This window comes from Bradyrhizobium iriomotense, assembly GCF_018129405.1.
In the GTDB taxonomy this organism is placed as follows: domain Bacteria; phylum Pseudomonadota; class Alphaproteobacteria; order Rhizobiales; family Xanthobacteraceae; genus Bradyrhizobium; species Bradyrhizobium iriomotense_B.
Genome location: NZ_JAFCLP010000023.1, coordinates 116,050 through 141,916 on the forward strand (window position 1 = coordinate 116,050; position 25,867 = coordinate 141,916).

At 65.1% G+C, this 25,867-nt stretch carries 27 protein-coding genes; 17 read left to right on the top strand and 10 right to left on the bottom strand.

All coding sequences use genetic code 11. The features are described from left to right. Nucleotides 1–24: 24 nt before the first annotated feature. The 3 genes from JQ592_RS32895 to JQ592_RS32905 form a co-directional block, all read right to left on the bottom strand. On the bottom strand, nt 25–801 hold the full coding sequence (locus JQ592_RS32895) for a helix-turn-helix transcriptional regulator (protein WP_211406874.1): 777 nt from the start codon (nt 799–801) through the stop codon (nt 25–27). Between the two features lie 105 nt (nt 802–906). Beyond that, on the bottom strand, nt 907–1,914 hold the full coding sequence (locus tag JQ592_RS32900; RefSeq protein ID WP_246820867.1) for an ABC transporter substrate-binding protein: 1,008 nt from the start codon (nt 1,912–1,914) through the stop codon (nt 907–909). A 359-nt stretch (nt 1,915–2,273) separates the two neighbouring features. Beyond that, a complete protein-coding gene (locus JQ592_RS32905; protein ID WP_211406876.1) occupies nt 2,274–3,257 on the bottom strand; it encodes an ABC transporter substrate-binding protein in 984 nt (327 codons plus the stop codon). Nucleotides 3,258–3,657: 400 nt separating this feature from the next. Here JQ592_RS32905 and JQ592_RS32910 point away from each other — a divergent pair, with 400 nt between their 5' ends. Next, entirely contained in the window at nt 3,658–3,819 is a 162-nt protein-coding gene (locus tag JQ592_RS32910) for a hypothetical protein (RefSeq protein ID WP_211406877.1), read from the top strand. An 82-nt stretch (nt 3,820–3,901) separates the two neighbouring features. Here JQ592_RS32910 and JQ592_RS32915 read toward each other — a convergent pair whose 3' ends face one another. After that, nucleotides 3,902–4,396, bottom strand: a complete 495-nt coding sequence (locus JQ592_RS32915; RefSeq protein WP_211406878.1) for a septal ring lytic transglycosylase RlpA family protein — start codon at nt 4,394–4,396, stop codon at nt 3,902–3,904. Nucleotides 4,397–4,612: 216 nt separating this feature from the next. Then, nucleotides 4,613–4,939 carry an LLM class flavin-dependent oxidoreductase gene (locus JQ592_RS32920; RefSeq protein WP_211406879.1) on the bottom strand — a complete coding sequence of 109 codons (327 nt, stop codon included), beginning with the start codon at nt 4,937–4,939 and terminating at the stop codon, nt 4,613–4,615. A gap of 150 nt (nt 4,940–5,089) precedes the next feature. Here JQ592_RS32920 and napE point away from each other — a divergent pair, with 150 nt between their 5' ends. The 6 genes from napE (at nt 5,090) to JQ592_RS32950 (ending at nt 10,496) form a co-directional block, all read left to right on the top strand. After that, nucleotides 5,090–5,275 carry a periplasmic nitrate reductase, NapE protein gene (gene napE, locus JQ592_RS32925; protein WP_211406880.1) on the top strand — a complete coding sequence of 62 codons (186 nt, stop codon included), beginning with the start codon at nt 5,090–5,092 and terminating at the stop codon, nt 5,273–5,275. A 27-nt stretch (nt 5,276–5,302) separates the two neighbouring features. Then, nucleotides 5,303–5,647, top strand: a complete 345-nt coding sequence (locus JQ592_RS32930) for a chaperone NapD (protein ID WP_211406881.1) — start codon at nt 5,303–5,305, stop codon at nt 5,645–5,647. Between the two features lie 16 nt (nt 5,648–5,663). Continuing rightward, complete coding sequence (gene napA, locus JQ592_RS32935; RefSeq protein WP_211406882.1) at nt 5,664–8,177, top strand: nitrate reductase catalytic subunit NapA; 2,514 nt, start codon at nt 5,664–5,666, stop codon at nt 8,175–8,177. After that, nucleotides 8,174–8,644, top strand: a complete 471-nt coding sequence (locus tag JQ592_RS32940) for a nitrate reductase cytochrome c-type subunit (RefSeq protein ID WP_211406883.1) — start codon at nt 8,174–8,176, stop codon at nt 8,642–8,644. Before napA ends, JQ592_RS32940 begins: the two co-directional genes overlap by 4 nt. Then, on the top strand, nt 8,641–9,294 hold the full coding sequence (locus JQ592_RS32945; RefSeq protein WP_246820851.1) for a NapC/NirT family cytochrome c: 654 nt from the start codon (nt 8,641–8,643) through the stop codon (nt 9,292–9,294). The genes JQ592_RS32940 and JQ592_RS32945 overlap by 4 nt, the downstream gene beginning before the upstream one ends. Nucleotides 9,295–9,380: 86 nt before the next feature. Then, on the top strand, nt 9,381–10,496 hold the full coding sequence (locus tag JQ592_RS32950; protein ID WP_211406884.1) for an ATP-dependent DNA helicase: 1,116 nt from the start codon (nt 9,381–9,383) through the stop codon (nt 10,494–10,496). 206 nt (nt 10,497–10,702) lie between these two features. On the opposite strand, the gene JQ592_RS32955 is transcribed toward JQ592_RS32950, so the two are convergent. Further along, complete coding sequence (locus tag JQ592_RS32955) at nt 10,703–12,388, bottom strand: caspase family protein (RefSeq protein ID WP_211406885.1); 1,686 nt, start codon at nt 12,386–12,388, stop codon at nt 10,703–10,705. A gap of 249 nt (nt 12,389–12,637) precedes the next feature. On the opposite strand from JQ592_RS32955, the gene msrA reads away from it, so the two are divergent. From msrA to JQ592_RS32975, 4 genes are all read left to right on the top strand, one after another. Then, a complete protein-coding gene (gene msrA / locus JQ592_RS32960) occupies nt 12,638–13,342 on the top strand; it encodes a peptide-methionine (S)-S-oxide reductase MsrA (RefSeq protein ID WP_211406886.1) in 705 nt (234 codons plus the stop codon). 45 nt (nt 13,343–13,387) lie between these two features. Continuing rightward, on the top strand, nt 13,388–13,807 hold the full coding sequence (gene msrB, locus JQ592_RS32965) for a peptide-methionine (R)-S-oxide reductase MsrB (RefSeq protein ID WP_211406887.1): 420 nt from the start codon (nt 13,388–13,390) through the stop codon (nt 13,805–13,807). Between the two features lie 107 nt (nt 13,808–13,914). Next, a complete protein-coding gene (locus JQ592_RS32970; RefSeq protein ID WP_211406888.1) occupies nt 13,915–14,079 on the top strand; it encodes a DUF3309 family protein in 165 nt (54 codons plus the stop codon). A 213-nt stretch (nt 14,080–14,292) separates the two neighbouring features. Then, a complete protein-coding gene (locus tag JQ592_RS32975) occupies nt 14,293–14,586 on the top strand; it encodes a hypothetical protein (protein ID WP_014492502.1) in 294 nt (97 codons plus the stop codon). 217 nt (nt 14,587–14,803) lie between these two features. On the opposite strand, the gene JQ592_RS32980 is transcribed toward JQ592_RS32975, so the two are convergent. Together JQ592_RS32980 and JQ592_RS32985 are read right to left on the bottom strand one after the other, a co-directional pair. Further along, complete coding sequence (locus JQ592_RS32980) at nt 14,804–15,367, bottom strand: DUF4112 domain-containing protein (RefSeq protein WP_211406889.1); 564 nt, start codon at nt 15,365–15,367, stop codon at nt 14,804–14,806. Nucleotides 15,368–15,426: 59 nt separating this feature from the next. Next, nucleotides 15,427–15,852, bottom strand: a complete 426-nt coding sequence (locus JQ592_RS32985) for a DUF5413 family protein (protein WP_211406890.1) — start codon at nt 15,850–15,852, stop codon at nt 15,427–15,429. Between the two features lie 141 nt (nt 15,853–15,993). Here JQ592_RS32985 and JQ592_RS32990 point away from each other — a divergent pair, with 141 nt between their 5' ends. The 3 genes from JQ592_RS32990 (at nt 15,994) to JQ592_RS33000 (ending at nt 17,030) form a co-directional block, all read left to right on the top strand. Beyond that, complete coding sequence (locus JQ592_RS32990; RefSeq protein WP_211406891.1) at nt 15,994–16,236, top strand: hypothetical protein; 243 nt, start codon at nt 15,994–15,996, stop codon at nt 16,234–16,236. Nucleotides 16,237–16,272: 36 nt separating this feature from the next. Beyond that, nucleotides 16,273–16,503: a hypothetical protein gene (locus JQ592_RS32995; RefSeq protein ID WP_211406892.1), complete on the top strand. Its 231-nt coding sequence runs from the start codon at nt 16,273–16,275 to the stop codon at nt 16,501–16,503. Nucleotides 16,504–16,757: 254 nt separating this feature from the next. Then, complete coding sequence (locus JQ592_RS33000; RefSeq protein ID WP_211406893.1) at nt 16,758–17,030, top strand: hypothetical protein; 273 nt, start codon at nt 16,758–16,760, stop codon at nt 17,028–17,030. An 80-nt stretch (nt 17,031–17,110) separates the two neighbouring features. Here JQ592_RS33000 and JQ592_RS33005 read toward each other — a convergent pair whose 3' ends face one another. After that, nucleotides 17,111–18,724 carry a hypothetical protein gene (locus JQ592_RS33005; protein WP_211406894.1) on the bottom strand — a complete coding sequence of 538 codons (1,614 nt, stop codon included), beginning with the start codon at nt 18,722–18,724 and terminating at the stop codon, nt 17,111–17,113. 37 nt (nt 18,725–18,761) lie between these two features. Next, nucleotides 18,762–20,054 carry an adenylosuccinate synthase gene (locus tag JQ592_RS33010; RefSeq protein ID WP_211406895.1) on the bottom strand — a complete coding sequence of 431 codons (1,293 nt, stop codon included), beginning with the start codon at nt 20,052–20,054 and terminating at the stop codon, nt 18,762–18,764. A 363-nt stretch (nt 20,055–20,417) separates the two neighbouring features. Here JQ592_RS33010 and mgtA point away from each other — a divergent pair, with 363 nt between their 5' ends. The 3 genes from mgtA (at nt 20,418) to JQ592_RS33025 (ending at nt 25,754) form a co-directional block, all read left to right on the top strand. Continuing rightward, the gene (mgtA, locus tag JQ592_RS33015) at nt 20,418–22,916 is read left to right on the top strand and encodes a magnesium-translocating P-type ATPase (RefSeq protein WP_211406896.1); all 2,499 of its coding nucleotides are present in this window, start codon (nt 20,418–20,420) and stop codon (nt 22,914–22,916) included. Between the two features lie 176 nt (nt 22,917–23,092). Further along, nucleotides 23,093–24,664, top strand: a complete 1,572-nt coding sequence (locus JQ592_RS33020) for a phytoene desaturase family protein (RefSeq protein WP_211406897.1) — start codon at nt 23,093–23,095, stop codon at nt 24,662–24,664. A gap of 157 nt (nt 24,665–24,821) precedes the next feature. Continuing rightward, entirely contained in the window at nt 24,822–25,754 is a 933-nt protein-coding gene (locus JQ592_RS33025) for a DMT family transporter (protein ID WP_211406898.1), read from the top strand. Nucleotides 25,755–25,867: the final 113 nt, after the last annotated feature.

A 25,867-nucleotide genomic window follows, 5' to 3' on the forward strand; every position in this document is an offset into this window, starting at 1 on the left:
GAGCGCTGCATGGCTGCCAGCACCCTAGTTCAGGCTGCACGTGAGCAGGCGCAGCACGATCGCAAACAGCTCGCTCTGCGAGGAGATGCCAAGCCGCTCATAGGCCCGCTTGCGATAGGTCAGCGTCGAATGCAGGCTGATGCCGAGTCCTTGCGAGATCGCCTCGGAGCTGAAGCCTGCGAGGATGCGGCGGCAGACCTCCTGCTCGCGCGGCGTGAGCGCGGAGAGCGGCGGGCGGGTGGCGAACAAGGCGGCGAGAGACTGATCGGACGTTGCCTTCTCCTGAAAATGGCGGGCGACGCTTGCCGCGATCGCCGGTGCGATGGCCTCGAGCCGCTCGCGCTGTGCGGCGCTGAAGCGGCCCTGCGCGGCGATGCGATAGAAGTTGACGTAGAAGCAGGTGTCGCCGGTCCAGATCGCGGCGGCGCATTTGTCGACGATGCCGGAATCCTGGAAGAAGATTTTTCGGTAGCGCGCGCCGTACATACGCGGCGCGAACGCCGGCAGCATGATCGGCGCGCCGCCCTCGCCTTCGAACAGCGCATCGCGGTTGGGATCGGATTCGTGGAACTGGCCGGCATAGGCCGCACCGAGATCACCGCCGATCGGGATATTGCCGGCATCGAGCAGGCAGTGCGCGGCACCGCCGCGGCTCAGCGAAAACACCATGCAATGGCCGACGTCCGCCTGCCGGCGCAGGGTATCGATCAGGACGTTTGGGAAATCGGAGCGGCCAATGGCGAGCACCGCGGACGTGACATCACCCACCGACGGATTTGTGGACACCGCCCGAGACCGCATTGTTTCCTCCGCAAGCCGTTGTTTTGCGAAAGGATAGCAGCAAGGTGATTTCGGCGGAAGGCGGAGAGGCTCGCGTCGGCGGACAAAGGCCGCAAAATGGCTTCCTCATTCGATGACCTCGTCGGCGCGGACGAGCAGCATCGGAGGTATTTTGAGGCTCAGCGCGTTGGCGGCCTTCAGATTGATGACCAGTTGGAATTTGCTGGGCCGGTAGATCGGGATGTCGCCCGGCCTGGTCCCGTTGAGGATCTGGTGGACATCAACGGCAAGTCGTTCGGCAAGCTCACCGAGATCCGGCGCATAGCTGATCAGCCCACCTGCATCCGCATAGTCGCGGAAGGGATAGATTATCGGAAGATGAAGTTTCGCGGCTAGCTCGGTGATCGAGGCGCGTCGTGCCAAAAAGCTGCCGCTCGCGTCAACCATGGCAGCGTCGAACCGCTGTGACGTCAACTCGGCAAAGGTACGTCGGAGTTGCTCATCATTCACCTCTGGAAGGAAATTCCAGCTCAGCACGATGCCCAGGGCCTGCCCTGCCTTCTGAAGCGACAATCCCAGGGGAGTATCCATCAAGGTACGCGACGATGCCAGGTAAGCGACCTTAGCGGCCGAGGGCATCGCCTCCTTCAGGATTTGCAGGCGCTTCGCGACGATTTCGTAGCCTGCATCGACGCTGACACCCGTCAGGTTGCCTCCGGGATGCGCGAGGTTTGCAACCAATCCTGTCGCGATCGGGTCTCCCATGATCGCGACAATCGGTATCGTTGTGGTGGCCGCGGTGAACGCGTTGATCAGATCGTTAAGATTTACAACGATCACCTGCGGGTCGCTGCCAACGACGGCAGCGGCGAGAGAAGTAAAGTGTTGGGAGCGCCCCTCGGCTGAATAACGCTGGACGACAATATTGCTTCCTTCGGCATAACCGAGCCTACGCAGCGTTTGATAAAACCGCCGCACCCAGAAGGGGCCGGCAGTCTCGGTCAGCTGATCAGCAGGGATACCCGAATGAACCAACGCAATGCGGTGTTGCCGCCGCGCCTGCTGCGCCTGCCCCGCGAGCGGCCAGGCCGCTGCCGCACCGCTCACAAGCGTGATGAACTCCCGCCGCCGCATCGCCAATCCCCGATGCTCCCAACCCGAGCGTAAGCACGGAGGAAACGTCCGTCCATGTCCAAAGCCTAGCACTTTTGGGCGAGACAGCCAGTTGAGGATGGACAGAAACAATGATGTCCGAAGTTGCGTCTCAATGCCCGCCATGGGGCACAAGCGATTCTGCGACAGAGCTCGTAGGATCGGTTGAGCTCTTGCGAAACCCATCAAATCATCCTCGAAATCGGTTCGAGCTAACGAGAAGTAAGAGATATTGCATCTGCGCCGCAGGGCGATGGGTTTCGCAAGAGCTCAACCCATCCTACGAGCTGCGCGGCGCTGAGCTGGGGTCAGCCATGGGCCAAACTCGGACATGGTCAGCCTTACTCGATCACCTCGTCGGCGCGGGCGAGCAAGATCGATGGAATGACAAGGCCCAGAGTCTTCGCAGTCTTGAGGTTGATGACCATCTCGAATTTCGTCGGCTGCTCCACTGGAAGATCTGCTGGCTTGGCGCCCCTCAGTATTTTGTCCACGTAGGTCGCCGCGCGTCGAAACAGATCGGGAAAGCTTGCTCCGTACGACAAGAGGGACCCAGCCTCTGCATACGACCGCTCTGTCGAGATCGTTGGTAGTCGTTGCAGCGTTGCCAGTTCGACAATGCCTCTGCTTTGCACAGCCATCAACGGATCGTCCAATATTATGAGCGCTTCAACAGAGTCCTTTGCCATCCTTTCGAAGGCACTCTCGATCTCATCGGGGGCTCTGACGCTGAAAGACTGAAGGCGGACCCGCAGGATCGTTGCCGCCACCTCCAGCTCCTTTAGCAAGACCGCGTGCAACTTGCTTGTTGGATTGAAGAGCACTGCCACGCGCGACAGATGTGGCACGATCTCATTGAGCAGTTGGAGCTCCTTGGCGGTTAGGTCAGAAGATGAGGACGACATGCCCGTGACGTTCCCGCCTGGTCGATCCAGACTTGCAATGAGCCGGGAGCCGACGGGATCGCCAACCACCACCGTCACAATGGGAATAATGCTTGTCGCTTCCTTGGCCGCCTGCGCGGCGACTGTACCGGGCGCGACGATGAGATTCACCTTAAGGTTCACAAACTCGGTGGCCAGAGAATGGTATCGCTCATTGCGCCCCTCTGTGAAGCGGCGCTCGACTATCAGATTCCGGCCTTCGGCATAGCCAAGCTCCCGCAGCCGACCAAGAAGGGCCTCGTAGAAGGCTTCCGTTTGCGCCGTCACCGACGAACCAAGAAAGCCTATACGATAGACCTTCATCGATTGTTGCGCGCGTGCCATCGTGGACGATGCGAACACGGCTGCGCCGAGAAGCGTGATGAAGTCGCGCCGTTCCATTGTGCGCCCCTGGGAATAGGCATTCTCCAATATCCTGAAGACTACCATTCGGCGCTCGGGCGGCGAGTGAAAAATAGGCCCAACCCGTCGGGCGACCTCTCGGTCGGGTCATAAGCGATCTTCGACAGGAAGCACCAGCCAGGCCGGCTACGAGGCATCAACGGACGTCGATACCGGTCGACTGATTTCGATTCACCAGCCCGAGCCTACCTAGGTATGTCCCCTTCATACCCGTGCGCAATGGCGCCAACCGATTGCCTGATGCTAGCAATAAGTCCGGAGTGAAAAGCAACGGAACCGGTCCCGCGAGCCGGCAGTTGCGGAGCAGGGTCGGCGGCGTAACGCCCGCCGGTCTTTCTCGACCAGGCGGACTGCCACGGCTAACTGCAGAGAGTACGCCATGAGAAACATCGCCGATCTCCTGATGCGGTTTTGGCAAGGGAGCCAGTCCACATCCGATACCGAGCTTGCGGCTTTTGCCGAAAACCGGGATCGATCCAGCATGGCTGATTTTGTCCGGATCCTGCAGTCCTACGATCAGGACCAGTACGGCAGGAGCTAGAGGCAAGCGCGTCAGTCCGCGATGCGATTGTCGGAGCAAACAATTTATCCGAGACGCACACGACCTCTTTCGCGCGGGATTTTCAGCCCACCGGTCCCAATGTCCAATCATCCCCTGCAAGCGGGCTGACTTTCACATCCTTAATGACGCCGAGCTCCAGGCTTGGATCGAAATGGCGCATCGTCCGCTCGTTGAAGTCGATGATGCGGCCGGGCCTGAGCGGTCCCACGTCGTTGATCTTGACGATCACCTTCTTGCCGACGGCCTCGACGAGGGCAAATTTCGGCCTCGCGCCAAATTGCACCCCACCGAATTTCCGACGCAAGCTCGTCTTGATGGCAGCTGACCAGACAGAGGGATCATAACGCTCGCCGGAGGCTGTCTTCGGACCGCCCTCCTCCTTGCCGGGCTTGAACGGATTGTACATGGATGCAGCGCCAACGACCGCATCCCCGGAGGCGGCATCGACGACGGCACTTGAGTGAACTCCACGCGTTTCACTTCGGACAACAGAGACAGAAACGGCAAGCGCAACCAGGGCGCCGCAAAGTGCGGCGCTCGAGCGGAACAGCATCATTACTCCTGTGATTTTTTAGATCGCCGGTTCCCGACACCCGCAAACAGCGCAAGCGAACGCGGACGCGTTCATGAAGCTTGCACCGGACTTTTACGGGTTCGTGCCAACCCCTTGGCTATGGAACCGTTGTGCGAACCAGAGCGGTTCCCACGCAGTGTTTTAAGTTGTCGCCGGTTAAGACAGAGATTGCGTCAGCAGCATGACCTGACGAGCGGCCTATTCCGCCGCCGCTTTCACCGGGGCAACATTGATCGCGAGCTTGCCGTAGCGATCCGTAAAAGCCTCGGTGTCGATCTCTTCCAGCTTGATCTCGCCGCTCATCACGCTCCGCTTCCACGCCGCCTGCGCCGGGTCGTTCTGAAACTCCGGCATCACCTCGCGGCCGAACAGCTCGAGCTTGGTGATCGACGCGCTCTTGCCCATGCCGAACTCGCAGCGCCCGTTACTGAGCAGATCGAGCACCGCGACGCGTTCGGCAACGCGCGCCGGGTGGTTGGTGGTGAGCCGCGGGAGAATGATTCCGAGCATGGCATCGCCACGCATGCCCGCCCTCGGCACTGCCGCTGCAACATCCGCGCAAGTCGAGAGATTGATCCAGATCAACGCTGCAACGGCCCGAATGCATCAGAAGTGCAGCAAGGCAACGGCCCGGATGCCGTCCCGATTCCCCATACCATCCCGAAGAGACCGAATATGTCGGACCCTCACGACACGACGTCGCGCGTGCGCCGTAAGCGCATGGAGATTTTTGCGTTCCTGTTCCTGACCGCGGTCGTGATGCCCGTCCTCGCGGTCGGAACGGTCGGCTCCTACGGGCTCGGAGTCTGGATCTACCAGATGTTTGCCGGCCCTCCCGGCCCGCCGACCTCCGCGCATTGATCGTTCGAACAGCGAAAGACAGGCATCATGGCCCGAGCCACAGTCAATCAAGCCACGCTCAACACAACCAAACTCAACCGCCGCGCACTGATCACCGGCCGCGTGCTCAGCGCCGACCGCATCGTGCCGCCGCCGGGCGCCGAGATCGCCAGCATCATCGTGCAGGCGCGCCCCGAGCGGCTCGCCGAGGTCGAAGCCGAGATCGCGGCGCTGCCCGGCTGCGAAATCCACGCGCGCGACGCGCGTGGAAAGCTCGTCGTGGTCACCGAAGCGCCCGACGCCGGCAGCCTCGGCACCATGCTCAACACCATCCAGTCGCTGCAGCACGTCTATTCCGCGGCGCTGGTCTTCCACGCCATCGAAACCGCCTGAGTCAGGAAGAGCCATCATGACATCGCCGAAGCTCGACCGCCGCCAGATGCTGAAGCTCGAGGCCGCCGCGATCGCCGCGGCCGCCGCCGGCTTGCCGGCGCCGGCGCTCGCCGCCAACCTCGCCGCCGAGCGCGAAGTCAGCGAATTGAAATGGGACAAGGCCGCCTGCCGCTTCTGCGGCACCGGCTGCTCCGTGATGGTCGCGACCAAGGACAACCGCGTCGTCGCCACGCACGGCGACATCAAGGCCGAGGTCAATCGCGGCCTGAACTGCGTCAAGGGCTACTTCCTCTCCAAGATCATGTACGGCCACGACCGCCTGACCCAGCCGATGCTGCGCAAGACGGGCGGCAAATACGACAAGAACGGCGACTTCACGCCCGTGTCCTGGACCGAAGCCTTCGACATCATGGAGCAGAAGTGGAAGGAGGCGATCAGGAAGCGCGGGCCGAACGGCGTCGCCATGTTCGGCTCCGGCCAGTGGACGATCTGGGAAGGCTATGCCGCCTCGAAACTGTTCAAGGCCGGCTTCCGCACCAACAACATCGATCCCAATGCGCGGCACTGCATGGCCTCGGCCGTCGCCGGCATGATGCGCACCTTCGGCATCGACGAGCCGGCCGGCTGCTATGACGACATCGAGGCCACCGACGCCTTCGTGCTGTGGGGCTCCAACATGGCGGAGATGCACCCCATTCTGTGGACGCGCCTGACCGACCGCCGGCTGTCCGCGCCGCATGTCCGCGTCGCCGTGCTCTCGACGTTCGAGCACCGCTCGTTCGACCTCGCCGACATCGGCATGGTGTTCGTGCCGCAGACCGATCTCTACATCCTCAACGCCATCGCCAACCACATCATCAAGACCGGCCGCGTCAACAAGGACTTCGTCGCCGCCCATACCGTGTTCAGGCGTGGCCAGACCGATATCGGTTACGGTCTGCGGCCGGAGCATCCGCTGCAGAAAAAGGCGACGGGCGCGGCGAAACCCAACGACTCCACCGACATGAGCTACGACGAATTCGTCAAGTTCGTCTCGGAGTACACGCTGGAGAAGGCGGCCGAGATGTCCGGCGTGCCGCTCAATCGCCTGGAGGCGCTGGCCGAGCTCTATGCCGATCCAAAGACCAAGGTGGTCTCGTTCTGGACCATGGGCTTCAACCAGCACACCCGCGGCGTCTGGTGCAACAACCTCGTCTACAACATCCATCTTTTGACCGGAAAGATCTCCTCGCCGGGCAACAGCCCGTTCTCGCTGACCGGCCAGCCCTCGGCCTGCGGCACCGCGCGTGAGGTCGGCACCTTCTCGCACCGCCTGCCCGCCGACATGGTCGTGACCAACAAGGCGCATCGCGACCACGCCGAGCACATCTGGCAGCTGCCCGAGGGCACCATTCCCGACAAGAACGGCGCACACGCCGTGCTGCAGAGCCGGATGCTGAAGGACGGCCTGATCAACGCCTATTGGGTGCAGGTCAACAACAACCTCCAGGCCGGCCCCAACGCCAACGAGGAGACCTATCCGGGCTTCCGCAACCCCGACAATTTCATCGTGGTGTCGGATGCCTATCCGTCGGTGACGGCGCTCGCGGCCGATCTGATCCTGCCGACCGCGATGTGGGTCGAGAAGGAAGGCGCCTATGGCAATGCCGAGCGGCGCACGCAGTTCTGGCACCAGCTCGTCTCTGCGCCGGGCGAGTCGAAGTCGGACCTCTGGCAGCTGATGGAGTTCTCCAAGCGCTTCAAGATCGAGGAGGTCTGGCCCGAGGAGCTGATCGCCAAGAAGCCGGAATATCGCGGCAAGACGCTGTTCGACGTGCTCTACAGGAACGGCCAGGTCGACAAATTCCCTGTTACCGACATCGAGGCGGGCTACGCCAACGACGAATCCAAGGCGTTCGGCTTCTACGTCCACAAGGGCCTGTTCGAGGAATATGCCCAGTTCGGCCGCGGCCATGGCCACGACCTCGCGCCGTTCGACACCTATCACAGGGAGCGCGGCCTGCGCTGGCCTGTCGTCAACGGCCAGGAGACGAAGTGGCGCTTCCGCGAGGGCAGCGACCCCTACGTCAAGCAGGGCACCGGCGTGCAGTTCTACGGCTATCCCGACGGCAAGGCGCGCATCTTCGCGCTGCCCTTCGAGCCGGCGGCGGAATCGCCCGACAACGAATATCCCTACTGGCTCTCGACCGGCCGCGTGCTGGAGCACTGGCATTCCGGCACCATGACCCGCCGCGTGCCCGAGCTGTACAAGGCGTTCCCCGAGGCCGTCTGCTTCATGCATCCGGACGACGCGCAGGACATGAAGCTGCGGCGCGGCGATGAGGTGAAGGTGGTCTCGCGCCGCGGCTTCATCCGCGCCCGCGTCGAGACGCGCGGCCGCGACCGGCCGCCGCGCGGTCTCGTGTTCGTGCCGTGGTTCGACGAATCCAAGCTGATCAACAAGGTGACGCTGGACGCCACCGATCCGATCTCGCTGCAGACCGATTTCAAGAAATGCGCCGTGCGCATCGAGCGGGTGAGCCTGTCATGATGAAACGATTTGGTATCGCCGTGCTCGCGATCGCGATTGCCGCCGGCGCGAGCTCCCTGACCGCGCAGACGGTGACCTCGGGCCTGCGCGGCGCGGCGCCGCTCAACGACGAGGGCCCGGCGCCGCCGATGCTGCCCAACCGCAACACGTCCGAGAAGGAGGTGCGCAACTATCCGGAGCAGCCGCCCGTCATCCCGCACACGATCGACGGCTACCAGATCGACCTCAACGGCAACAAATGCCTGTCCTGCCACGCGCGGGCGCGGACCGCGGAATCGCAGGCGCCGATGGTGTCGATCACGCATTTCATGGACCGCGACGGCCAGTTCCTGGCCTCGATCTCGCCGCGCCGCTTCTTCTGCACCGAATGCCACGTGCCGCAGAACACGGCCAATCCGCCCGTCAGCAACGATTTTACCGACATCGACACGCTGCTGTCGCGCACGAGCCCCGGTGGCCGGCGATGACGACGACTGCTGACGAGCCAAAGGAGAAGCTGGAATCCAAGCGCGGCTTCATCGCGCGAAGCTGGGATTTTGCACTCGAGCTCTGGGGCGTGCTGACCCGGCCGAGCTCGGTGTTCGCGCTCGGCACGCTGGTGCTCGCGGGCTTCGTGGCCGGCGTGATCTTCTGGGGCGGCTTCAACACCGCGCTGGAAATCACCAACACCGAGAAGTTCTGCACCGGCTGCCACGAGATGAAGGACAACGTCTTCGCCGAGCTGAAGTCGACCATCCACTTCACCAACCGCTCCGGCGTACGCGCGACCTGTCCGGACTGCCACGTGCCGCACAACTGGACCGACAAGATCGCGCGCAAGATGCAGGCCTCCAAGGAGGTCTGGGGCAAGATCTTTGGCACGATCGACACGCGCGAGAAATTCCTGGACCACCGGCTCGAGCTCGCCGCACATGAATGGGCGCGCTTCAAGGCCAACGACTCCCTGGAATGCCGCAACTGCCACAGCGCCGATTCCATGGACATCACAAAACAGTCGCCGCGGGCCTCGGTGGCGCACCAGCGCTTCCTGTTCACCAAGGAAAAGACCTGCATCGACTGCCACAAGGGCATCGCCCACCAGCTGCCCGACATGCGCGGCGTTCCCGGCTGGCAGTAGGGGCGGCCATCCGGCTTGAACCCTTGGGGGGAATGGTTAGTTTTGGAGGTGGCGAATCGCATCGTTTCGCACCTTTCAAGACAGACATGGCCACTTTCACCCCGCATCAGGATGCCGCGCTCAAAGCCGTCGGCGACTGGCTCAAAGCCAAACCCGGCCGCAACGGCACGCCGCCCGTCTTCCGCCTGTTCGGCTTTGCCGGCACCGGCAAGACCACGCTGGCGCGGCACATCGCCGAGGGCGTGGACGGCGAGGTGAAATTCGCCGCCTTCACCGGCAAGGCGGCCCTCGTCATGCGCAACAAGGGCTGCGACGAGGCCTCCACCATCCATTCGCTGATCTACCGCGCCCGCGAATCCGGCGAGGAGCAGCCGAGCTTCGAGTTGTGGGACGACGCGCCGGCCTCAAAAGCCAAGCTGATCGTAATCGACGAATGCTCCATGGTCGACGCCGAACTCGGGCGCGACCTGATGTCGTTCGACTGTCCGCTGCTGGTGCTGGGCGACCCCGCGCAGCTGCCGCCGATCCAGGGCGGCGGCTTCTTCACCAATTCCGAGCCCGACGCGATGCTCACCGAGGTGCACCGCCAGGCCCAGGACGACCCGATCGTGCGGATGTCGATGGACGTCCGCGAGGGCCGCGAGCTCGACATCGGCCGCTATGGCGAGAGCGAGGTGGTGTCGCGCAAGGAGCTCGATCCTGACCGCGTCATGGGCGCCGACCAGGTCCTGGTCGGGCGCAACAACACGCGACGCGCGTACAACATGCGGGTGCGCCAGCGCCAGAACATCGAGGACCAGTTTCCCGTCGCCGGCGACAAGCTGGTGTGCCTGCGCAACAACCGCAAGAAGGGGCTGTTCAACGGCGGCCTGTGGCGCGTGAAGTCGCGCAACACCTCGCGCTCGAAATCGCGCATTCTGTCCATGCGGCTGTCGCCGGACGAGGATTTTGGGCACAAGGTGACCAAGGTCTCGGTGCGCGCCGACTGCTTCGAGGGCGGCATCGAGCAGATCGCCTGGGAGCAGCGCAAACCTTACGACGAGTTCGACTACGGCTACGTGCTGACCGTGCACAAATCGCAGGGCTCGCAATGGGACGACGTCGTGCTGTTCGACGAGAGCTTTGCGTTCCAAGACTCGCGGGCGCGGTGGCTTTACACGGGGATCACGCGGGCGGCGAAAAGGTTGAGTATCGTCGTTTAAGCGTCAATGCTTTGGCGACGCCGCGGCGTCAACCTCCGCTCGTCGTCCCGGACAAGCGAAGCGCAGATCCGGGACCCATACCCACAGGGAGATGTTTTGCGAAGGCTCGGAGTGGGAGCTGTGCCCCACACTCCTCCCTGTGGTTATGGGTCCCGGCCTTCGCCGGGACGACACCGGTTTTGAGGCGGCGCGGTCGCGACACACAGCTACTTCCCCGCGACAAAATAAAAATCCTCCCGCCCCGGAGGCGAGCCATAGGTGAACGGCTGCTGCTCGTGCTTGGTCGCGGCCCAGACGTCGTCGCGGACGATGTCGAACAGCTTTCGGATCTCGACCTTCAGCTCCTTGATCTCGCGGGCGAGCGCGGTGGCGAACGGGCTGTTGGCGCTGCCGTCGCCGTCCATCGCGGTCTCGCCGTGCTTGGCGGCATAGACCACCATGAAGCCGGCGCCCGGCTCGATGTTGGAAAAGCCCTTGTCGACCAGCTTCAGCGACAACGTGCGCTGCATGGTCGGCGCGAACGGATTGTCGCGGCAGGCATCGAGAACCACCAGACGCATTTTTCGCGCGGCACCGACTGCGGCGATAACCTGCTCCAGGGCGACCGCCTGCGTCTCGGCGTCCCTGTCGGCGGCGAGCTTGGCATCGACGGGAACGAGATAGTTCACCCCGCCGATCTCGAAGCCGTGGCCGGCGTAATAGACCACGGCCCAGTCGGCCTTCTCCGCCTCCTCCGCGAAGGCCTTCAGCGCGTCGAAGAACTTGTCGCGGGTGAGGTCGCTGACCGATATCACGGTCTGGAAACCGACATCGTGCAGCACGCTTGCGATCAATTTCGAGTCGCGCGACGGATTGGGCAGAGCGTGCACGTTCGTGTAGGCGCCGTTGCCGATCACCAGCGCGACGCGGCGGCCGTTGGGCGCGCCCGCCGGCGCTTGCGGCGTCAGCGCGGCAAGCCGCTCCTGCGCAATGGCGCGGGCGCGCGCGACGTCGATCTCGTCGAACCTCGTCAGCGAGTAGGCCGCCGCACGATAGTCGGCTCTAGCCTGGGGGAGATCCTTCCTCCGCTCGTAGATCTGGCCGCGGCCGGAATGGGCGCGGACGTTGTTCGGGTTGATCTGGATCGCCGTGTTGTAATCCTTCAGCGCGGTATCGAGGTCGCCCTTCATCATGCTGACATCGGCGCGATTGTTGATGGCGTACACGTTCTTCGGCTGTCGCTCGATCAGGCCGTTGCAGTCGGCGAAGGCCTGCTCGTACTTGCCCATCATGCCCCAGGTGATGCAGCGGTTGCTGGCGATCTGCGGCGCGGCCGGATCGAGCTTCTCGGCTTCCGCGAAGTCGGCGATCGCGCCGTTGAAATCCTTCATCAGCGTCCGCACGCGGGCACGATTGGTCCAGCCGAGCAGGAATTTCGGCGTGTATTTGATCGACAGGTTGAAATCGTCGAGCGCGCTTTGCAGCGCGCCCCTGCGCAGCTGGATGACGCCGCGATTGTTGTAGGGGACACCGTAGGTCGGCCGTTTCTGGAGCGCGAGGTTGTAGTCGGCCATCGCGAGGTCGTCCTGGCCCGTGCGCTCATAGGCGAGGCCGCGCAGGTTGAGCGCAATGGCGTAGTCCGGATCGAGGTCGATAGCCAGGGACAAGGTCTCGATGGCGCGGACGTAGTCGCGCTTGTTGATCAGGGCGTTGCCGCGCACGGACAGCGCGATGGCCTTGTCCTTGCCGGTCAGGCGATCGGCGTTGAGCAGATTGTCGCAGGCAGGTGCGCGGGCCTGCATGTCCGCCTGGCGGTCGCGGCAGATGGCGAGATCGTCGCTGACTTGATCTGCCGCGGCGATCGCGACACTGGCGATCAGGGTGACGAGGGTCAGGGAAACGACGCGCAGCATGTTGTCAGGTCAGCTCCAGCCACCACTTTTCTAGGTCTATCGTCGATGGCGCGGGTTCATCTACCGCGGAGTTCCCGACCCTGCCAAGCCGGCTGTCTCAACCCGCTTCTTTCACAGACTCGTGTCCGTATCGGCGTAACAATCGGTCCCTGTCCCCGTATCTCCGGTGACTGAAATGCGGCCGGGCAGGCTGTTCGCCCGGCGCCAACCGACCTAGACTGTCGCAACCTTCCGCAAAGAGGCTCCGCCATGCGTCGTCCTGCCCTCCTGACCCTGCTCGCCGCCACCGCTGCCGCGACACTGGCCTTCGCCGTGCCGTCCCGGGCCGCCGAGGACGCGGTCGTGATCCCCGCCCCCGCCGTGGACGCTGCGCCCGCAAGCGGCATCCAGACCGCCGTGGTCGCCGGCGGCTGCTTCTGGGGCGTGCAGGGCGTCTTCCAGCACACCGCCGGCGTCGTCAACGCGGTCTCCGGCTATGCCGGCGGCACCAAGGCGACTGCCGACTATCAGACCGTCTCGAGCGGCCGGACCGGCCACGCGGAATCGGTCGAGATCAAGTACGACCCGAAGAAGATCTCTTACGGCAAGATTCTCCAGATCTACTTCTCGGTGGTGCACGACCCGACCCAGCTCAACCGCCAGGGCCCCGACATCGGCACGCAATATCGCTCGGCGATCTTCACCACCTCCGACGAGCAGAAGAAGGTGGCGGAGGCCTATATCACCCAGCTCAACGGCGCCAAGGTGTTCGGCAAGCCGATCGTGACCAAGGTCGGCGCGCTGGAGGCGTTCTATCCGGCGGAGGCCTACCACCAGGACTATCTGACCCTGCACCCGAACCAGCCCTACATCGCCTATAACGACCTGCCCAAGGTCGAGAATCTGAAAAAGCTGTTCGCGGATAACTACATCGAGAAGCCGACGCTGGTGAATGCCAGCAAGGCCACCAACTGATCGCGAGATCACCGAAAGCAAGATCACCGAAGAAACGGGAGACCCATGCCCGACACCAAGGCGAAAACCATCGACGACAAGGTCATCAAGAGCGAAGAGCAGTGGCGGCGCGAGTTGACGCCGATGCAGTACGCGGTGCTGCGCGAGAAGGCGACCGAGCGTCCCTTCTCCGGCGAATATGAGCACGACCACCGCGCCGGCACCTATGTCTGCGCCGGCTGCGGCAACGTGCTGTTCGAGTCCGATGCCAAGTTCGATTCCGGCTGCGGCTGGCCGAGCTTCACCGAGCCCGCGGTCGAGAGCCATATCGACGAGGAGCGGGATCTGAGCCACGGCATGATCCGCACCGAAGTGCTCTGCGCCAAGTGCAGCGGCCATCTCGGCCACGTCTTCCCCGACGGCCCCGGGCCGACCGGCCTGCGCTACTGCATCAATTCCGCGGCGCTGAAGCTCGAGCCCAAATAACCCGGCGCGCGGCCGGGTTCCCCCGTGGAACCCGGCCGCGCGATGTGCTTTTCTCCTCTGGCGGCCCGGCCGATCATCGCATTTCGGCGGCCGCCAGGGAGGATGCCATGACGCTTGGGACCATCCTGATCATCCTCGTGATCATCTATCTCGTCGGCGGCCTGTCCGGCCGGTTCGGCGGCTACGGCTATGGCCTCGGCCATTCCGGCATGGGCATCGGCGGGGTCGTTCTGGTGGTGCTGATCGTGCTGCTGCTCGCCGGCAAAGTGTAAACCATTTAAGTTATTGAAATAGCTTTCCTTTTTTTGGCTGCGGGGCAGCCATGCATGGATTCATCATCTCGCATCGCAGGGGTCGCATTTTTGTCAAAACGGCCTATATTAGGGGACGAAAATGACATGTGCGGCGGGCCCGCTCGATCACGGCCGCTGCCCTCCCAAACCCCACGCGCTTAAAGCCCCAGAGAGATCACGAGGTCTTTGACCATGCGTCCACTGCGTCCGTTCAACTTCAACACTTCCGCCGAACTCTTCCCCGCTGCGATCCGCAAGAAGAAGCGCGCCGGCTTCACCTATCGCCGGTTCGGCACCGCGGCCGAAGCCGTGCAGTTCGCGATGGAGCAGTTGCCGACGGATTCGCTGAACGGCGCCTATCTCCAGGTCGAGGAAGCGCGCTTCGACCAGAACGGCATCCGCTCGCTGTATGAGAGCGAAGCCTTCCCGCTGCCGCGCCGCCCCAGGCCGGCCCCGGCCGCCGAGACCGACGCCGACGCGGCGTAAGTTTTCGCAAACCTCCGATGTGCGCTGAAGGCGCGATGGCCGAAAGGCCGTCGCGCTTTTTGCGTTTGGGACTGCCTCTCTCCCCCGTCATTGCGAGCGCAGCGAAGCAATCCAGAATCTTTCCACGGAGGGACTCTGGATTGCTTCGCTGCGCTCGCAATGACGACGCAGAGAAATCCGACGCATTGTCGACCAGATGGACTCGCGGCGAGCGCTCTTAAATCCGCGGCTGCTTGTCGAGCCAGCGGCGCAGGAGCCGCACATTGCGCATGTTGGCGCGGAACATGACGTCGAATGCATCGCCCGCGAACGGGACCATGCCGACCACGCCATCGACCGCGACGTTGCCGAGCATGCGTGCGGTGATGTACCAGGGCGCGCCCAGCGCCCTGGCCTCGCGCACCAGCCACAGCGAGATCGCGGTGGTGATGATGTCGCCGACCACGGGGATCAGCCCGATCAGCCCGTCGATGCCGTAGCGGATGTTGGTGCCGGGCAGGATGAAGGCGACGTCGAGCAGTTTTGCGATCGCCTCGATACGGGCGATCCGCTGCTCGCGGGTCAGATTGCCGAACGGGCTGCCTTGCCCGAATTCGAAGCGAAACTCCTGAAACCCTTGCTCAAGCGTCTCGGGGCGGATCTCGCGGCCGTCCTGGTCGATGATCGGCCCGCGCGCCGTGCCTTTGAAGGTCCCTTGGAAGCTGTCTTGGAAATTGTCGCGCGAACGCTCCCCCGAACGGGGCTTGCGCGGAGCGAGAATGTCGTCGTCGGACATGGTCATGGTCTCTGTGGAACGCGCCAGCGGGGCGGAGGTTGCTGCCGCGTCCGAAGGTCGCGCGCTCAGGTCGGCGCCGCCGCCGGTTGCGGCTCCTCGACATATCTATGCACGAGCCAGGAGGAAATCACCGACGGCACGAAGCCGACCATGCCGTACAGGATGAACTGCACCAGGCCCGAATCCGGCCCGCGCGAGCTGTAGGTCAGCGAGGCCAGCACGAAGGCGAACAGGCCGACGAGGAGCATCCGCAAGGCCGGGCCGATCCGGCGGACATGGATCAGGATGTCGTCGACCGCGCCGATCATCAGCGAAGGCAGGAAGCCGAACAGATAGCTGTATTGCAGGGTCTTGAAGAACACCGCGAACAGCTTGCCGACCTCGCCAAGACTGGTCTGGGTCCAATAGCCGGACTGGTAGGTCGTCGTAAGCAGCAGCAGGAACCCGCCGACGAACGGTCCGACCAGCGCAAACACCAGATAGCGTTTCATCTAACACCCTCACACTTCGCCCCGTTATAGCAGCGCGGCGGGAACCTTGAACAGCGGGGCGCCGGCCGCCTCGAGCGGAACAAGTTGGCAGGGCGACAGTTCAGACAGGACTGAATCATCCCTGTCGGACTGGAGCCGCCGATGTCCCGTAAATTTCTTCTGGCGACGATCGCGCTGGCCGCCCTGAGCGGCCTGCCGGGCGCGCCCGCTTTCGCCCAAGGCCACATGGGCACGCCGCAGGAACAGAACGCCTGCTCGCGCGATGCCTCGCGGCTGTGCCGCAAGGAACTCGGCAATGACAGCGCAGTGCAGAGCTGCCTGCAGGCCAACCGGGCCAAGCTGTCGAGATCATGCAGCAAGGTGTTCGCCAGCCACGGCATGTGAGGATCGGCAACAGCCCTGTGAACGGAGAGTGAAACCATGCTGCGCGACGAACAACTCTCGATCCTCAGGGACATCAGCCAGTCCGTTGCCTTCGCCGACGACCGCCACGGCAAGATCGGCGAGTTGATCGCCGCCGGCTATGTGATGAAGGACGGCGATCTGTACGAGCTCACCGCGAAGGGCGTCACGGCGGTCGAGGAACATGCCGCTTCGCTCGGTGCTGATGATGCGGAACAAGCGAACGCATCATCCGACCGGCTGATCTGATCGCGCCAACTCGCTTGCTGCGTGACGTGCGCGCAACAATTGCGAATTCCTTTGCGATGACCATTGCAGGCCCGTGACAATGGCGCATACTTCGCTCGGGCGGCGCAGCACTTTCGATTCGACATCAAGTAATCGAGCGACCACATGCGGGATGAAGATCCCGGCGTGAAGGCTGTGACATGCGGCAGGTCAAGCCGCGTGCGGCGCCCCAAAACCAAGCGGCTCAAGCCCACGGAACTCGGGGACCATCCTGCATGACACGCTATCAGACCATCACCTCTGTCGTCGCATTCGCCACCATCTTCGCACTCCAGACATCACCCAGTCTCGCCTTCTCGCAAGAAGCGCAGCAGATGTGCTCGGCCGATGCGATGCGGCTGTGCTCCAGTGAAATCCCTGACATCCCGCGGATCACCGCCTGCATGGTCAGGAACAAGGCGCATGTCAGCCCCGGCTGCCGCGCCGTGATGGACCGCGAGCACGCAGCCGCCGCGGCAGCCCGCAAGCGGGAAGCGGCGGCGCAGTAAGACGGTTCATTTCGATTGGGCCGCGGCCGCTGACCGCGAGACGGCTTGCTTCACCTCTCCCGCAGGGAGAGGTGAAGAGCTCAATCGCCCCACTGCGCGAAGGCGTCGTTGAAGGCGCGCTCGCCGGGGGCGCCCTTCTCGATCGCGATGATGGCGCGGCGCTGGTTGGCGTAGACCAGCGGCACGTCGAACCAGGAGCGCTCCTTCAGGAGCTGGACGTTGCGGGCGCGGTCGGCGTCGACATTGGAGAGGCCGACCAGGAAGAAGCCGTCGGTGACCTTGACCGCGAGGCCGGCGAGCGGCGTGCCGCGCGCCTGCTCGTTCGACTTCATCAGGATGCCCGGCACGTTGGAGACGCTGCCGCCCGGAAAATCCGGCGGCAGGATGAAGGTCAGCTCCGCGGTGTGGCTCGCCGGCAGCGAGGAGTCGGTATTGCGGCGGAACGACATCGTCATCTTGAACTTGCGGTCGGGGATCTCGATCTCGGCGCGCACGGCGACGTCGGCCTTCTGGTTGCCCGACGCCTTGATCGGCTCGAGCCGCCACACCACCGAGCCGACATATTGCTTGCCCTTCGGGTCGGACGGATCCTCGTCATAGAGCACGACCTTTTGCGCCACCGGCGCGACCGGCTGGTCGCTCGCCGAGGGCTGGCCGACGCGGTCGGGGATCTTCGGCTTGCTCTGCGGCTGCGACGGATCCTTCGGCGCCTCCACCACCTGGGTCGGCGAGGACTTGAACAGGTTGGTGGCGGTCTGGAGCAGCGGCTTGCCCCAGAGGATGCCGGCGCCGACCAGGATCAGCACGATGCCGACGGCGATCGCGCTCTTGAACGGGAACGCGGAGCCGCGGCGCTTGGCTTTCTTGGCGTCGCGGTCGGGCGCGATGCGCGGACGCGGCGAAGGCGGCTGCGGCGTGTAGCGCTCGGCCTCCTCGATCGACTCGTCGTAGGAATAGGGCGCGTCCTGCTCGCCGGCGCGGTTCTCCAGGCTCGGCTCGAGCCGGTCGAATTCCGGCGAGGGTGAAGGCACGTTGGCGTAGGTGCGGCGTGCGGCGCGGTTGGCCTGCGCGGCAGCGCCGCCGAGATCGTTGGCATCGGCCGTGATGTCGCGGAAGCCGCGCACGCCCGGGGCCGGCGGCAGCGCCGGCGGGGGGCCGATATCAGGCGGACGGCGCCCACCCGCACGATCGCGGCCGGCAGGCGGCGGCGCCGGCGGCTCCGGCATCGATGGCGGCGCGGGCGGACCCGGCTGGCGCGGCGCGTCGAAACGCGGCGCGCGCGGCGGACGCTGAGCGTCGCCACCCTGGTCATCGACATTGAAGGACGGGCGGTCGGCCCGCGGCGGGGTCGGGGCCGGACGGGTACGCGGTTGGGACGGGGGCGGGCCGGCCTCGGTGGCACGGGTGCTGGCGCGGCGGAAGGCATCGCCACTGCCGCCGCTGCGCCCCGCCCCGCCGGGGCGCGAGGCGTCACGGGCGCGCTGGGCGGCCTCCGATTCGACCTTGCGGACGGCCTCTTCCAGCGACAGCCGTTCGCGGGTGATCTCGGATTCGGAGAGCGGCGGCTGCACGCTGCGCAGCTGCGCGATCAGCGCCGTGCGCGCCCGCTCATAGAGCGCGCGACGGCTTTCGCCGGGAGCGTTGGGGTCCAGGGCGGCAATAGCGCGGGCGATCAGCGGATAGTAATCAGCCATTTCTACTCAACTATGCGCGCGTCCCGGTAAGATATCGTTAAGCCTCAAACGGATTTTGCACCAGGATAGTATCCTCGCGTTCGGGGCTGGTGGAAAGCAGCGCGACCGGGCACCCCACCAATTCCTCGATCCGGCGGACATATTTGATGGCCTGGGCCGGCAGCTGGGCCCAAGACCGTGCATTGGCGGTCGGCTCCTTCCAGCCCTCGATGGTCTCGTAGATCGGCTCGACCCGGGCCTGCGCGCCCTCGCCGGCCGGGAAATGGTCGATCTCCTTGCCGTCAAGCTTGTAGCCGGTGCAGACCTCGATCGAATCGAAGCCGTCGAGGATGTCCAGCTTGGTCAGCGCCAGGCCGTTGATGCCGCAGGTGCGGACCGCCTGGCGGACCAGCACGGCGTCGAACCAGCCGCAACGGCGGGGCCGCCCGGTGTTGGTGCCGAACTCGCGGCCGCGCTCGCCGATCTTGCGGCCGATCTCGTTGTCCTGCTCGGTCGGGAACGGGCCCTGCCCGACGCGGGTCGTATAGGCCTTGCACAGGCCGAGCACGTAGCCGACGGCGCCCGGTCCGAGGCCGGCGCCGGTCGCCGCCTGCGCCGCCACCGTGTTGGACGAGGTGACGTAGGGATAGGTGCCGTGGTCGACGTCGAGCAGCGCGCCCTGCGCACCCTCGAACAGCATGCGCTTGCCGGCGCGCCGCTCGATGTCGAGCAGGCGCCACACCGTCTCGGCGTAAGGCAGCAGCTGCGGCGCCAGCGCGCTCAGCTCCGTCAGGATCTCCTTGCCGTCGAACTCCGGCAGATTGAGGCCGCGGCGCAAGGCGTTGTGGTGAGCCAGCAGCCGGTCGATCTTGTGCGGCAGGGTGTTGAGATCGGCGAGGTCCATCAGGCGGATGGCGCGGCGGCCGACCTTGTCTTCGTACGCCGGGCCGATGCCGCGGCGGGTGGTGCCGATCGCAGTCGCCGCATTGGAGGACTCGCGCAAGGCATCGAGCTCGCGATGCAACGGCAGGATCAGGGTGACGTTCTCCGCAACGCGCAAGTTTTCCGGGGAGACCGCGACGCCCTGCGAGCGCAGCTTGGTGACCTCGTCGAGGAAGGCGGCGGGATCGAACACCACGCCGTTGCCAATCACCGACAGCTTCTGGTCGCGCAGCACGCCGGAGGGCAGCAGAGCCAGCTTGTAGGTCTTGCCGTTGATGACCAGCGTGTGGCCGGCGTTATGGCCGCCCTGGAAACGGACGACGATGTCCGCCTGCTCCGACAACCAGTCGACGATCTTGCCCTTCCCTTCGTCGCCCCACTGGGCGCCGACGACGACAACATTGGCCATTCGCGGGTAATCCCTGTTCAATCTGTCTTTAGGAGGCATGATCCTCGCGGAAAACCGGTGCCCACTTTTCCGGGATCATGCCTGTGCCCAGGCACAATCCGCGGCCCAGGACCGCTCGCACGCAAGGCAGCCAACCGGATAAAGGAAGCGGCCCCTCTAGGCAAGCAAGAACGGGGCTTTTTCGGGGCCCGGAAGGCCCCCCAAGCCTTTGATATCCCCTTAAAATCTCGCAACCTTTGCAGCCGGCGGGCAACCCGGTTGACCCGCATCAACCGTTCCGGCCCGCAATTGCGCCAAAGGATGGCTGTCACCTCCGCAGCTTACTCTTCCCAGGCCTTGAACCCTCCATTTTTCGGACATGCCGTGACCAAGCCACCGAACAGCCAAGCGAGCCAGTTCTGGCGCCTGTCGACGGATGCGCTCTGCACCCGGCTCGGCTGCTCCTTGCAGGGCTTGAGCGCCAGTGAAGCTGCCGAACGCCTGCGCCGTTTCGGGCCGAACAGCGACGCGCCGCCGCGCATCGAGGGCGCCATGCGCGCCGTCCTGCGCCGGCTGCTGGAGCCGCTGTCGCTGATCCTGCTGGTCGCCGGCATCGTCTCGATGCTGACCGGCGACGACATCGGCGGCCTCATCATCGTGCTGATCCTCGCAGGCTCGATCGGGCTCGACACCGTCCAGGAGGGACATGCGGTCCGCGCCGCCGAGATCCTCCGCCGCTCGGTGGCGCTGAAGGCCGAGGTCAGGCGCGACGGCGCCTTCCGCGAAATCGACGTCGAGGACGTCGTTCCCGGTGATCTCCTGCGCGTCCGCGCCGGCGACATCATTCCCGCCGACGCGCTGGTGCTGGAGAGCACCGCCTTCGCCGCCGGGGAAGCTGCGCTCACAGGCGAGCCCTATCCGGTGCAGAAGCACGCCGGCGCCGCCACCGGCCCCGACGACAGCTCGAACGCGCTGTTCCGCGGCGCCGTGGCGCAGACCGGCGAGGCGATCGCGCTCGTGGTCGGGACCGGCCGCAACAGCGTGTTCGGCGCGGCGGCCGCCGCGCTGGCCGAGGCGCAGGCGCCCTCCCCCTTTGAGCGCGACTTGCGCGAATTCGGCCTCGTGGTCGCCCGCGCCACGCTCGCGCTGGTGCTGATCGTGCTCACCGTCCGCGTCCTGTTCGGCCGCGAGATCCTGGATTCGCTGCTGTTCGCGGTCGCGCTCGCGGTCGGCCTGACGCCGGAACTGCTGCCGATGATCACCACGGTGACGCTGTCGCGCGGCGCGCTGCGCATGGCCGGCCGCAAGGTGATCGTGAAGCGGCTGGCCGCGATCCACGATCTCGGGGCCATGACGGTGCTGTGCACGGACAAGACCGGCACGCTGACCTCGGCCGAGATCACGCTTGCCAGGAGCATCGATGCCGCGGGCAAGGACGAGCCGCGCGCAGCGCAGCTCGGCGCCATCGCGGCATCGCTCGGCGGCGACCGCGGCTCGCTCGATGCCGCGCTCACCGCCGGCCGGCCGGATGCCGCGCAGGGCTGGCGGCTCGCCGGGCGGCAGGCGTTCGACTTCTCGCGCCGGCTGGGATCGGTGCTCGCCACCGGACCGGAAGGCACGCTGCTGATCGTCAAGGGCGCGCCGGAAGCCGTGCTCGCATTGTGCACGATGGACGACCGCGCGCGCGAGGCGGCCATGGCACGCGTGCGCGGGCTCGCGAACGAGGGCCTGCGCACCGTGGCCATCGCCTCGCGGGCGTGGAGCGGTGCGCTGCGCGAGGTCGAGACGGACGACGAGACCGATCTCGTCTTCGAAGGTCTTTGCGCCTTCGCCGATCCGCCGAAGCCGACGGCCGCGGCAGCCATTGCGCGGCTCGCCGCAAGCGGTGTACGGCTGAAAATCCTCTCGGGCGACGATCCCGTGGTGGTGAAGCGGCTCGCGGGTCTGGTCGGGCTCAACCCCGAGCGTGTGCTGTCGGGGGCCGACATTGCCGAGCTCAGCGACGAGGCGCTCACCGTGCAGGTGCGCTCGACCGATGCGTTCGGCCGCCTCGCGCCGGACCAGAAGTCGCGCATCGTGAAGGCGCTGCAGGCCGGCGGCGAGGTCGTCGGCTTCCTCGGGGACGGCATCAACGACGCACCGGCCCTGAAGGCCGCCGACGTCGGACTGTCGGTCGACGGCGCGACCGGCGTGGCGCAGGCCGCCGCCGACATGATCCTGCTTGCGTCCGATCTCGAAGTCGTCGCCGACGGTGTCGAGGAAGGACGGCGCACCTTCGCCAACATCCTCAAATATGTCCGCATGGGCGCCAGCTCCAATTTCGGCAACATGCTGTCGATGGCGGCCGCCTCGATCGCGCTGCCGTTCCTGCCGATGCTGCCGACGCAGATCCTGCTCAACAATCTGCTCTACGATCTCTCCGAGCTCGGCATTCCCTTCGACCGGGTCTCGACACAGGCTACGGCGCAGCCGCAGGTGTGGAGCATGTCGCGCCTGGTGCGGTTCGCCGCGATCATGGGACCGCTGTCGTCGGTGTTCGACGCCCTGACCTTCGTCGCGCTGCTGGTGCTGTTCAAGGCCTCGCCCGAGGAATTCCGCACGGCCTGGTTTGTCGAATCGATGGCGACGCAGATCCTCGTGATCTTCATCATCCGCACCAATGGAAGGCCCTGGCGCAACTGGCCCGATCCTGCGCTGGCGGCGTCCTCGCTGACCGCGCTGCTCGCCGCGATGGTGCTGCCGTTCACGCCGCTCGGGGCCTGGTTCGGCTTCGTCGCCCCGCCCCCGATCATGATGCTGGGGATCGCGCTGCTCGTCGTCGTCTACCTCGCCTGTGCCGAACTGCTGAAGCCCTTCGCGATCCGCAGCGGGCGCAGGCGGTGAAGGTTTGTGACCGCGATATTTCAAGCTCCCCCGCGCCCGTACAAATTTTCGTCGCCGGCGATTGACGCAGGTCAACCGCGCCGCCTGCGGCGTCCTCCTAGTATGAGCTGCGATCAACCCGGAGCCGTGGAGGCGGATCAGTTTTCTGTCTCGACGTCGCAGCGAGGGACCTCGAGATGTCACGCAACTTTGACGCCATCGCCATCGGATCGGGGCTCGGTGGCCTGACCGCGGCGGCCTTGCTCGCCCGCGCCGGCCAAAGAGTGCTGGTGCTCGAGCGCAACCAGAATTTCGGCGGAGCAGCCACGGTCTATCGTCACGGCCAGCTCGCGATCGAGGCCTCGCTGCACGAGATCGACGGCCTGGACGCCTCCGATCCCAAGCTGCCGATCCTGCGGGCGCTCGGCATCGATCGCGACCTGCCCTTCGTCGATGTCGGCGCACTGCACGAGGTGCGAAGCCCCTTGTTCGAGCGCCCGTTCGTGATGCCGCACGGGCTCGAGGCCGCGGCGGCCGCAGCGAAGGCGCAGTTTCCGGCGCAAGCCAGAGGCATCGCACAATATTTCGAGCGCATCGATGCGGTGCGGCAAGCGGTCGCGTTAATGAGCGAACACCAGGACGATCGCAATTGGTGGCTCTGGAACGCGCCGACATTGCCCTGGCGCCTGTGGCCGCTGATCCGCGATCGGCACGCGACCTTGAGCGAGGTGCTCACCCGCCTGTTCGGCGACAGCGAGGCGATCAAGCTCGCGCTCGCCTCCAACCTCGGCTATTACACCGACGATCCCGACACGATGCCCTTCATCCCGTTCGCGATTCCGCAGGCCTCCTATCTCGTCGGCGGCGGCCACTACGTTCGCGGCGGATCGCAGGCGCTCAGCGATCGCCTGGTTGCGATCATTCGCGACGCCGGCGGCGCGGCGGAAGCGGGGCGCGAGGTCGATACCATTCTGCTCGACGGCAATCGCACGCGCGGCGTACGCCATCACGCGACGGGAGCCGGCGACGTACGCGAGGAGCTGGCACCGATCATCCTCGGCAACGCCGCGCCAGCCGTGCTGGCTTCGATGCTCCCGGACGAAAGACGTGCCGTCTTCATGTCGCGCTACGAGGGCCGGCTGCCGTCGATTTCACTCTGGACGATGTCGATCGGCCTCGCCCGCCCTTCACGCGATTTCGGCGTCAAGCGCTATTCGACCAGCGTTCTGCCGGCGTGGCTCACCGCCCTCTCGAAGTTCCGCGAAGCCGGCGCACTGCTCGGCGAGGATCCGCCCCGCGGTCTCACGCCTTATGGCTTCGTTGCTTACGACCAGATCGATTCCGGATTGAACCAGGAGCCTCCCTACCTCGGGGCGCTGGTCGGTGCCGACCGGATCGAGAATTGGGCAGACCTCGACGAAGATGCAAAACGCGCGCGCAAGGAACACTGGATGGATCTGGTCATTGCCGACATCGATCGCCAGTTCCCCGGTATCGCCGGCGCGATCGTGCACCGGGAAATGGCGACCGCGGAGACCTTTGCACGCTATCTCAACACGCCGAAAGGCTCGGTCTACGGCTTCGCCCCGCAATCCCGCAACTTCACGCCGCTTGCCACGACGGCGATCGATGGACTTTACCTCGCCTCCGCATTCACCCATGGCGGCGGCTTCACCGGAGCCATCCTCGGCGGCGGCTGGGCCGCCCGCGCCGCGATGCGCCCCGACACGGCGAACGCTCGTGACGCCGAGGCGATGCGCTCGGCCTGATGTTCCTGCCGTATCGCCTGCGCATGGAGGCGATGCGCCTCGCCCCATTGATATCGGGGACATTTCCGTGTCTTTGGACGGTGCCGGGCGATTGAAGCTGGCCCTGATATCGCGGGGCCGGGGCCTCGGCGCATGACGCGGGGCCATAACAATCACAATGTCCGCCACCGGCCAGACCACCAGCGCCGACACATCCGGTCACACCTGGGTTGCCAATCAGCCTTACCTGCTGCTCAGCATCACCGCGCTGTGCTGGGCCGGCAACGCCATCGTCGGGCGGCTCGCCGCCGGCCACATCCCGCCCGTGACGCTGTCGTTCCTGCGCTGGCTGTTCGCCTTCCTGCTGGTGCTGCCGTTCGCGTGGAAACATCTGGTGCAGGACTGGCCCGCGATCCGTGGGCGGCTCGGCCTGATGGTCACGCTCTCGATCACCGGCATCGGCGCCTTCAACACGCTGCAATACTGGGCGCTCGAGCATACGCAGGCGCTCAACACGCTGCTGCTGCAGTCCGCCGCGCCGCTGCTGGTGGCGCTCTGGTCACTGGTCATCCTCGGCATCCGCCTCACCGCGGCACAGGCCTTCGGCGTGCTGCTGTCGATGTGCGGCGTGCTGACCATCCTCCTGCATGGCGACTTCACCACGCTGTCGAACATCGAGTTCAACAAAGGCGACCTCATCTTCCTGCTCGCGCTGTTGATCTTCGCGCTCTATTCGGTGCTGAGCCTGAAGCGGCCGGCGATGCACGGCCTGTCGTTCCTCGCCTTCACCTTCGGTGCCGGTGCCGCATGCCTGATCCCGCTGGAGATCTGGGAGCTCTACGCACGTCCGGCGATGAAGCTGGATGCGCCGAACCTGCTCACTTTGTTCTATGTCGCGGTTTTCCCCTCGACCCTCGCCTATCTCTGCTTCAATCGCGGCGTGCGCCTGATCGGCGCCAACCGCGCCGCGCCGTTCTTCCACGTGGTGCCGGTGTTCGGCTCGATCATGGCGATGGTGTTCCTGGGCGAGCACCCGCAAGCCTTCCACTTCATCGGCTTCGCGCTGGTGTTGTCGGGCGTGTTCGCGGCGTCGCGGAAGCAGGCGGGTTAGCCTCGCTTCGATCGAAGTGCACCGCTGCCCTTCCCTTCTCCCCTTGTGGCAGGGCTGTCCGGGGAATGATTCACTGTGTCGCAGCGCATGCCCGGCTATTCCAGCAGGAAGCA